At 65.7% G+C, this 8,882-nt stretch carries 9 protein-coding genes and 1 pseudogene; 9 read left to right on the forward strand and 1 reads right to left on the reverse strand.

Going from position 1 to position 8,882, the window contains the following annotated elements; translation table 11 throughout:
* From ACFP9U_RS21375 to ACFP9U_RS21400, 6 genes and pseudogenes are all read left to right on the forward strand, one after another.
* Nucleotides 1–417 (forward strand): annotated as a pseudogene (locus ACFP9U_RS21375) (branched-chain amino acid ABC transporter substrate-binding protein); the annotation flags it as partial.
* 26 nt (nucleotides 418–443) lie between these two features.
* Nucleotides 444–1,418: a YVTN family beta-propeller repeat protein gene (locus ACFP9U_RS21380; protein ID WP_378624572.1), complete on the forward strand. Its 975-nt coding sequence runs from the start codon at nucleotides 444–446 to the stop codon at nucleotides 1,416–1,418.
* Nucleotides 1,419–1,444: 26 nt separating this feature from the next.
* On the forward strand, nucleotides 1,445–1,903 hold the full coding sequence (locus ACFP9U_RS21385; protein ID WP_378624574.1) for a hypothetical protein: 459 nt from the start codon (nucleotides 1,445–1,447) through the stop codon (nucleotides 1,901–1,903).
* A gap of 65 nt (nucleotides 1,904–1,968) precedes the next feature.
* Entirely contained in the window at nucleotides 1,969–2,721 is a 753-nt protein-coding gene (locus ACFP9U_RS21390; protein WP_378624586.1) for an ABC transporter ATP-binding protein, read from the forward strand.
* Entirely contained in the window at nucleotides 2,718–3,587 is an 870-nt protein-coding gene (locus ACFP9U_RS21395) for an ABC transporter permease (protein ID WP_322449569.1), read from the forward strand. Before ACFP9U_RS21390 ends, ACFP9U_RS21395 begins: the two co-directional genes overlap by 4 nt.
* A complete protein-coding gene (locus ACFP9U_RS21400) occupies nucleotides 3,587–4,231 on the forward strand; it encodes a hypothetical protein (RefSeq protein WP_378624576.1) in 645 nt (214 codons plus the stop codon). The genes ACFP9U_RS21395 and ACFP9U_RS21400 overlap by 1 nt, the downstream gene beginning before the upstream one ends.
* Here the strand turns inward: ACFP9U_RS21400 and ACFP9U_RS21405 are convergent.
* Nucleotides 4,217–5,170, reverse strand: a complete 954-nt coding sequence (locus ACFP9U_RS21405) for a LysR family transcriptional regulator (protein ID WP_378624578.1) — start codon at nucleotides 5,168–5,170, stop codon at nucleotides 4,217–4,219. The two genes, ACFP9U_RS21400 and ACFP9U_RS21405, sit on opposite strands and share 15 nt — an antisense overlap.
* Before the next feature lie 116 nt (nucleotides 5,171–5,286).
* On the opposite strand from ACFP9U_RS21405, the gene ACFP9U_RS21410 reads away from it, so the two are divergent.
* The 3 genes from ACFP9U_RS21410 to tkt all read left to right on the forward strand — a co-directional run.
* Nucleotides 5,287–6,330 carry a class 1 fructose-bisphosphatase gene (locus ACFP9U_RS21410; RefSeq protein ID WP_378624580.1) on the forward strand — a complete coding sequence of 348 codons (1,044 nt, stop codon included), beginning with the start codon at nucleotides 5,287–5,289 and terminating at the stop codon, nucleotides 6,328–6,330.
* Between the two features lie 10 nt (nucleotides 6,331–6,340).
* Nucleotides 6,341–7,213, forward strand: coding sequence for a phosphoribulokinase (locus tag ACFP9U_RS21415; RefSeq protein WP_378624582.1), 873 nt, complete (start codon nucleotides 6,341–6,343; stop codon nucleotides 7,211–7,213).
* Nucleotides 7,214–7,223: 10 nt separating this feature from the next.
* Nucleotides 7,224–8,882, forward strand: a 1,659-nt coding sequence (gene tkt, locus ACFP9U_RS21420) for a transketolase (RefSeq protein WP_378624584.1), incomplete at its 3' end; no start/stop codon positions are given.

Consider the following 8,882-nt stretch of genomic DNA (forward strand, 5'->3'; position numbering starts at 1 on the left):
CGGCCGGTGGCCGGCACGGCGGGGCTGGTGCCGTCGGCCTGGCACCCGGCGAGCGAGCAATGGGGCGGCACGCAGATCCAGAACCGGTTCGAAGACAAGATCGGCCGGCGCATGGTGTCGAAGGACATGTCGGCCTGGACGGCGGCGCGCTCGATCGGCGAGGCGGTGACGCGCACGGGCAGCGGCGATCCTGAAGAGGTGGCCGCCTTCATCCGCTCCGACGAATTCGCGGTGGCGGCCTTTCGCGGCCAGAAGCTGACCTATCGCGACTGGAACCAGCAATTGCGCCAGCCGGTCTTTCTGGGCGACGGGCGCTCGGTGGTGTCGACCTCGCCGCAGGAGGGTTTCCTGCACCAGGTCTCCGAGCTCGACACGCTGGGCGTCGACCGGCCGGAGACGCGCTGCGTGCTTGACTAGTTTTTCACTGATCGGGAGGAGCCTGCATGCATAGAACCCTGTCCGCGCTCGCCGGCGCCGCGCTGGCGGCGGCGTTCGCCACGCCGGCTTCGGCCTACATGGCCTATGTGTCGAACGAGCGGGGCAACACCGTCAGCGTCATCGACACCGAGACGATGGCGGTGGTCGAAACCATCGAGACCGGCCAGCGCCCGCGCGGCATCACCGTCTCCCATGACGGCAGGTTCCTCTATCTGTGCGCCAGCGACGACGACACGGTGGAGATCATCGACACCGAGACGCACCGGATCGTCGGCACGCTGCCGTCGGGGCCGGACCCGGAGCTGTTCGTGCTCTCGCCCGACGGCAAGACGCTCTATGTGGCCAATGAGGACGACAATCTGGTGACCGTGATCGACATCGAGAACCGCAGCGTGGTGACCGAGATCCCGGTCGGGGTGGAGCCGGAAGGGATGGGCATCAGCCCCGACGGCAGGACGCTGGTCAACACCTCGGAGACCACCAACATGGCGCATTTCATCGACACCGACAGCCACGAGATCACCGACAACGTGCTGGTCGATTCGCGGCCGCGCTTCGCCGAGTTCACGCCCGACGGGGCGGAGGTGTGGGTGAGCGCGGAGATCGGCGGCACGGTGTCGGTGATCGACAACGAAAGCCGCGAGATCAAGCACAAGATCACCTTCGAGATCGCGGGCCTGAGGCCGGAATCGATCCAGCCGGTGGGGGTCAGGATCACCAGGGACGGCAGCAAGGCCTATGTGGCGCTCGGGCCCGCCAACCGGGTGGCGGTGGTCGACACCGAGACCTACGAGGTGCAGAAATACATCCTCGTCGGCCAGCGCGTGTGGCAGCTCGCCTTCACGCCGGACCAGGCGATGGTCATCAGCACCAACGGCATCTCCAACGACGTGACCTTCATCGACGTGGCGAGCGACGAGCCGGTGCAGTCGGTGACGGTCGGCCAGCAGCCCTGGGGCGTGGTGGTGGCGCCGGAATGATCACACGAGCGGAGGGAGGAAGACCCATGAAGAAGCTGGCGACATTGCTCCTGGCGGCAAGCCTTGCGCTGCTGCCGCAGGGCCTCGCCTGGGCGCAGGACGACGACGACGATGATGACGACGACGCGCAGGTCACGCTGTCGAGCAAGGACGTGCCGGAACTGGTGCTGGGCGCGCCCGACGACGACTTCGCCGTCAACCGGCAGAACTTCGAACTGGTGGCCGGCCAGGCCTATCGCTGGCAGATCACCTCGAAGGGGCGGCTGGAATACAAGTTCTTCACCGATCTCTTCCGCAACGTGTGGATGAACCAGATCGTCATCGAGGACCTCGAAGTCCACATGAACGGCGCCCCCGCCTGGCTCGAATTCGACGCCCCAGGCACCATCCAGGTCCAGTTCGTCGCCGCAAGACCAGGCTTCTTCACATGGTCCGTCCCAGACCTTGAAGACAGAGGCATGAAGGGCACGATTGTGATTAAGTAGCGTCCGGGGAAGGTGCGAAGGGAGGCTTAGGCGTGCGGCATGCACAGGCGGGAAACGGACCGGACATGGTGGCGGCGCTCGCGGTCGAGGCGGTGAGCCACACCTACGGCCGCAGCCAAGCGCTGGACGATGTGAGCTTCGCGATCCCGCCGGGGCGCTTCACGGTGCTTCTCGGGCTCAACGGTGCGGGCAAGACGACGCTCTTCTCGCTGATCAGCCGGCTTTACGCCACGCAAAAGGGGGCAATCCGCATTTTCGGCCATGAGATCGGGCGCTCCCCGCGCGAGGCGCTGAGGCGTCTCGGCATCGTCTTCCAGGCGCGCACGCTGGACCTCGACCTCACCGTGCGGCAGAATCTCGCCTACCATGCTTCGCTGCACGGCATCGGCGCGGGCGCGGCGCGCCAGCGTATCGCTTCCGTGCTGGAGACGGTCGAGATGAGCGACCGCCTCGGCGACAAGACGCGCAGCCTGTCAGGCGGCCAGATGCGCCGCGTCGAGATCGCGCGCGCGCTGCTGCACGAGCCGCGGCTCATGCTTCTCGACGAGCCCACCGTGGGGCTCGACATCCAGTCGCGTGCCGCCATCCTGGCCTTTATCCGCAGGCTTGTGAACAGGGACGGCATCAGCGTCTTGTGGGCGACCCATCTGATCGACGAGGTCGAACAAGGTGATGACGTGGTGGTGCTGAGCGCGGGCAAGGTGACGGCCAAGGGACCGGTCGCCGATGTAGTGAAGGCGACGGGCACGGCGGATATCGCAGGAGCCTTCTCGCATCTGTGCCGGGCCGGCTTCCAGCGGGAGGAGCATTCGCCATGAGCACACCGGCGAAGGAATCGGCAGCCGCCACCCCCCTGCCCGCAGAGCGCTTCGGCCTGCGCAACTATCTCGTCTGCCTCAGGGGCATTCTGGTGCGCGAGGGGCTGCGCTTCCTGCACCAACGCGAGCGCTTCGTCGCCTCTCTCGTGCGGCCGCTGATCTGGCTCTTCATCTTCGCCGCCGGCTTCCGGCAGGTGCTGGGCGTGTCCATCGTGCCGCCCTACAAGACCTATGTCCTCTACGAGGTCTACATCACCCCCGGCCTGGCCGGCATGATCCTGCTCTTCAGCGGCATGCAGTCCTCGCTGTCGATGGTCTACGACCGCGAGATGGGCAACATGCGCACCCTGCTCGTCAGCCCCTTCCCGCGCTGGTATCTGCTTGTCTCCAAGCTTCTCGCCGGGGTCACCGTCGCGATTGCCCAGGTCTACGTCTTCCTGGCGATCGCCTGGTTCTGGGGCGTCAAGCCGCCGCCGCTCGGCTACCTCTTCGCGCTGCCGGCACTGTTTCTGTCGGGGCTGATGCTGGGCTCGCTCGGCATGCTTTTATCCTCGCTCATCAAGCAGCTCGAGAATTTCTCCGGCATCATGAACTTCGTGATCTTTCCCATGTATTTCGCCTCCTCCGCGCTTTATCCGCTGTGGCGCGTGCAGGAATCGAGCCCGCTCTTGTACAAGATCTGTCTGGCCAACCCCTTCACCTATGTGGTCGAGCTGATCCGCTTCGCCTTCTACCAGGAGGTGGAGTGGACCTCGCTCGCCGTCGTCATCGGGTTCACGGCCGTCTTTCTCGTCGGCGCGATCATCGCCTACGACCCCTCGCGCGGGCTCATGAACCGGAAACAGGAAACGGGAGGAAATGCCTGATGTGCTGGAAACGCCTTGCAAACCGCTTGGCCATCGCCGGCCTGGCGATGACGATCGCGGCCCCGGCCCTGTCGTTCGAAGAACAGGCGGATGAATTCTGGCCCTGCGTGCAGCGCAAGGTACCGCAGCTTTCGCTGCCGCAGATCTGGAACGGGCCGGAACTGCCCGAGGCGGCCGAGAACTGGCAGGAGGATCCCGAGGTTTCCGCCCTGGTGACGGAAGTCGCCCAGCGGCGCGTGCCGCTCGAAGAGGCACAACAGCAAATCCGCGATTTCGCCGGACAAGTTTCCGAGGACAAGCGCGAGGAGCGCCTGTTCAAGCTGGTGCGCGGCCTGTTCGAACATATGGATTCGGAACGTTCGGAGGTGATGGCCGGGATCGAGCGCTACACGCGCAAACAGGTGCGCATGGCCGACGCGCTGCGCCAGCAGACGGACGCGGTCGACCAACTGCGTAAGGACCCGGAGGCCGATCCGCAAGCGGTGGCCGAACGCGTCCGGCAGCTCGATTTCCAGACACGGGTCTATCAGGAACGTGCGCAATCGCTGACCTATGTCTGCGAGGTGCCGACCCTGATCGAGCAGCGGCTTTACCGGCTCGCCAATACGGTCGCCACGCTTCTGACACCCTCAAACGGTGGGTGAGACGGCATCAGCGGGATAGAGTTTGCCGACCAGCGGCAGTTGCGCTGCGCCCTTGCGCGTGAGGAAATCGTGGAATGCGGCCATGGTCGGCGAGATGCTCCGGTCGGAGCGCCTGACCGCGAACCATTGCCGGCGAATCGGCAGACCCGCCACGTCGAGAACGACCAGCCTGCCGGCCTCCACCTCGGCCTCGATCGTATGGGCGGAGATGAAGGCGATGCCGAGCCCGGCCATCACCGCCTGCTTGATGGTCTCGTTGGAGTCCATCTCCAGCCCGAGATTATCCACCCGGCCGGGAATGTCGCTGAAGAAGATCTCCAGCGAGATGCGCGTGCCCGAGCCGCGCTCGCGGATCAGGAAGTTCTCGCCCGCGATGCGCCCCTTGGGGATGTCGTGGGCGTCCGCCAACGGATGCTCCGGCGGCCCGACGATCACCAGCGGATGGTCCCCGAACGGCACGGCTTCCACCGGCACGCCCCCCCTTGGCGGGCGGCCCATCAGGGCGACGTCGACGGCGTGGGTCTTCAAATTCTCGATCGTCTCGGCGCGGTTGCCGACCAGAAGGTGCATCTCGATATCGGGATGCTCCCGCATAAAGGCCGCCATCATGCGCGGCGCGAAATATTTCGCCGTCGAGACCACGCCGAGCCTTAAGCTGCCGGCGCGCACGCCCTTGATCGCGTCGATCGCGTCGACCATCAGCCGCAGCCGTTCCTCGATCGCCTGGGCAGCGTCGGTGGCGACGAGCCCTGCGGCAGTGGGACGCATCCCCGTCGCAGTGCGGTCGAAGAGCTCCAGGCCGAGTTCCTCCTCAAGCTGGCGAAGCTGGATGGTGACGGCCGGCGCGGTGAGCCCTAACACTTTGGCTGCCTTGACGATTTTGCCGTGCTCCGCAATCGCCTGCAGGGTTCGCAACTGTCTCAGAGTGAGGTTTCGCATGTCGTGAGATAAGCAAAATTTAGCACGTCCGTAAAGTAATTAAAGTGTACTTAACATCGCGGCGCTGCTCTCCTGAAGCCGATCCGAGAGCGGGTCGCCAAGAGGAGGACTTAGCGTTGACCGCCACGCTCGATGCATTTCTGAGTTCCTACGCCCTTCAGCAGGATGGCGTCCGGCCGGCCGTGGTGGCCGTCGTGCACCAGCTTGCCGCGGCGGCCCTGAAGGTCCGCCATGCGATCACCCAGGGCCCGCTGGGGACGGAATTGCGCGCCAAGCGCGGCTCCCACGGCGACGGCGACGACCAGAAGGGACTGGACGTCTATGCCGACCAGCTCTTCCTGGAGGCCTGCCGCAACGCACCGGTGGCGGTCTACGCCTCCGAGGAGCAGGAGAACGCCGTCCGCCTTGACGGCACCGCTCCGCTCGCCATCGCCATCGACCCCGTCGACGGCTCCTCGAACATCGACACGAATGTCTCCATCGGGACCATCTTTTCTCTCCTCCCCGCAGCTGGCGTGCCGGGTGAAGACCCGGCCGCCCTTTTTTTCCAGCCGGGGAGCAGGCAGGTCGCGGCCGGTTTCTTCATTTACGGGCCGCAGCTGGCATTGGTGCTGACGCTCGGCAGCGGCACGCATATCTTCGTCCATTCCGCGCGCCTCGGTACCTTCGTCCAGGCGCCCGAGAGCCCGGTCATCCCACAGCGCACCCGCGAGTTCGCCATCAACATGTCGAACTACCGTCACTGGGACGGCGGCGTGCGCCTCTACGTCGATGACTGCCTGAAGGGCAGCGAGGGCCCGCGCGAGGCGAATTTCAACATGCGCTGGAACGCCTCCATGGTGGCCGAGTGCTACCGTATCCTGATGCGCGGCGGCATCTATCTCTATCCCGCCGACGAGAGGAAGGGCTATCACCAGGGCCGCCTGCGCCTCGTCTACGAGGCGAACCCGGTCGCCTTCCTGGTCGAGCAGGCCGCCGGCGCGGCAACCAATGTGATGACGCGCATCCTCGACCTTACACCCGAAAGCCTGCACCAGCGCGTGCCCTTCGTCTTCGGCTCCTCGGAAGAGGTGGCCCGGGTCACGCGCTATCAGGCCGAACCCAGCATGATCGCCGAGCGCGCGCCGCTTTTCGGCCGCCGCGGCCTCCTGCGCGCCTGAGGAGGCAATCATGTCGGCACGTCATCCCATCATCTCCGTCACGGGCTCATCGGGGGCGGGAACCACCTCGGTCAAGAGGACCTTCGAGCAGATCTTCCGCCGCGAGAAGATCGAGGCCGCCTTCATCGAGGGCGACGCCTTCCATCGCTACGACCGCGAGGCGATGAAGAAGAAGGTCGCGGAGGAGGCCGAAAACGGCAATCCCAACTTCACCCATTTCAATGTCGAGGCCAATGAGCTCGAGACTCTGGAATCCGTTTTCGAGGAATATGGACGCCGTGGCACCGGGCGCACGCGCACCTATGTGCACGACGCGCAGGAGGCCGAGCAGTACGGCACCCCGCCGGGCACCTTCACCGAATGGCGCGATTTCCCGCCGAGCCAGCTTCTCTTCTACGAGGGCCTGCACGGCTGCGTCGTCACGGACGAGCTGAACCTCGCCAAGTATTGCGACCTGAAGATCGGCGTCGTGCCGGTGATCAATCTGGAATGGATCCAGAAGATCCATCGCGACCGGGAAGCGCGCGGCTATTCCGTCGAGGCGGTGATGGACCTGATCCTGCGGCGCATGCCGGACTATGTCCGCTACATCACGCCGCAATTCACCGAGACCGACATCAATTTCCAGCGCGTGCCGATCGTCGACACGTCGAACCCCTTCATCGCGCGCTGGATCCCGACGCCGGACGAGTCGATGCTCGTCATCCGTTTCGCCAACCCGCGCGGCATCGATTTCCCGTATCTGCTCTCCATGATCCACGACTCCTTCATGTCGCGGGCGAACTCCATCGTCGTGCCGGGCAACAAGCTGGATCTGGCGATGCAGCTCATCCTCACGCCCCACATCCTGCAACTGATCGAGCGCCAGAGGCGCGTGTCCTGAGGAGGAGACGATGACCCATCAAGCAGCCGTCCAGACCGCCGCCTCCGCTGCCGTTTCCGAGCGCGACATGGCCAACGCGATCCGCGCGCTTGCGATGGACAGCGTCCAGAAGGCGAAGTCCGGCCATCCCGGCATGCCGATGGGCATGGCGGATGTGGCGACCGTGCTCTTCACCCGCTTCATCAAGCTCGACCCGGCCCGCCCGGACTGGCCGGACCGCGACCGCTTCGTGCTGTCGGCCGGCCACGGCTCGATGCTGCAATACGCGCTGCATCATCTCATCGGCTATCAGGACATGCCGGTAGAGGAGCTGCAGCGCTTCCGCCAGCTCGGCAGCCGTACGGCCGGCCATCCCGAATACGGCCATGCGCTGGGCATCGAGACGACCACCGGCCCGCTCGGCCAGGGGATCGCGACCGCCGTCGGCATGGCGCTTGCCGAGCGCATGATGGCCGCACGCTTCGGCGCCGATCTGGTCGACCACGACACCTATGTGGTCGCCGGTGACGGCTGCCTGCAGGAAGGGATCAGCCACGAGGCCATAGACCTCGCCGGACATCTCCGGCTTAGCCGGCTGATCGTTTTCTGGGACGACAACTCAATTTCCATCGATGGCCCCACTTCCCTGTCGACATCGATGGACCAGCCGGCGCGGTTCGCCGCCGCTGGCTGGCAAATTCAGACGGTGGATGGCCACGACAGCCAAGCCGTCGCCGCCGCCATCGAGCGCGCCAGGGCGGACGACCGTCCGTCCCTGATCGCCTGCCGCACCATTATCGGCAAGGGCGCCCCCAACCTGGAGGGCTCGGAAAAGACCCACGGCGCGCCGCTGGGCGAGGACGAGGTCGCCGCCACGCGCGAGAACATCGGCTGGCCGTACCCGCCCTTCGTCGTGCCGCAGGAAATCATCACCACTTGGCGTGAGGTGGGAGTGCGCGGCAAGAAGGCGCGCGAGGCATGGGAGGGCAGGCTTGCCGCCTCCCCGTCTCGCGCAGCCTTCTCCAAGGCTATCGCCGGCGCCCTGCCCGAATCCGTGTTCGAGGTCATTCGCGCCTTCCGGGCCGACCATGCGCAGAAGGCCACCAAGGTGGCGACACGCAAGGCTTCCGAGATGGTGCTTTCGGTCATCAACGAGGCGACCGACCTGACTGTCGGCGGCTCGGCCGACCTCACCCATTCGAACCTGACGGTGACCAAGGGCATGCGCTCCGTCGCGCCGGGTGACTATTCGGGCCGATACATCCATTACGGCATTCGCGAGCACGCCATGGCCGCGGCCATGAATGGCATCGCGCTCCATGGCGGGCTCATCCCCTATGGCGGCACGTTCGTGTGCTTTGCCGACTATGCGCGCGGCGCGATGCGCCTGTCGGCCCTGATGCGCCAGCGCGTAATCTACGTAATGACGCACGATTCCATCGGCCTCGGCGAGGACGGACCGACGCACCAGCCTGTCGAGCACCTGGCGATGCTCAGGGCGACGCCGAACCTGAACGTCTTCCGGCCCGCCGATATCGTCGAGACGGCCGAGTGCTGGGAACTGGCGCTCAGGAGCGAAGCCCGGCCGAGCGTGCTCGTGCTGTCGCGCCAGGGCCTGCCGGCGGTGCGCCCGGACGGCGGCAACGGCAATTTGTCGGCCCGCGGCGCCTATGTGCTGCGCGAGGCAGGT

Source organism: Nitratireductor sp. GCM10026969 (assembly GCF_042660605.1).
Classification (GTDB): Bacteria; Pseudomonadota; Alphaproteobacteria; order Rhizobiales; family Rhizobiaceae; genus Chelativorans.

Coding starts and splice junctions, on each gene's coding strand:
- ACFP9U_RS21395 (WP_322449569.1), top strand. CDS start 2,718: ATGAGCACACCGGCGAAGGAATCGGCAGCCGCCACCCCCCTGCCCGCA.
- ACFP9U_RS21400 (WP_378624576.1), top strand. CDS start 3,587: ATGTGCTGGAAACGCCTTGCAAACCGCTTGGCCATCGCCGGCCTGGCG.
- ACFP9U_RS21390 (WP_378624586.1), top strand. CDS start 1,969: ATGGTGGCGGCGCTCGCGGTCGAGGCGGTGAGCCACACCTACGGCCGC.
- ACFP9U_RS21385 (WP_378624574.1), top strand. CDS start 1,445: ATGAAGAAGCTGGCGACATTGCTCCTGGCGGCAAGCCTTGCGCTGCTG.
- ACFP9U_RS21380 (WP_378624572.1), top strand. CDS start 444: ATGCATAGAACCCTGTCCGCGCTCGCCGGCGCCGCGCTGGCGGCGGCG.
- ACFP9U_RS21405 (WP_378624578.1), bottom strand. CDS start 5,170: ATGCGAAACCTCACTCTGAGACAGTTGCGAACCCTGCAGGCGATTGCG.
- ACFP9U_RS21415 (WP_378624582.1), top strand. CDS start 6,341: ATGTCGGCACGTCATCCCATCATCTCCGTCACGGGCTCATCGGGGGCG.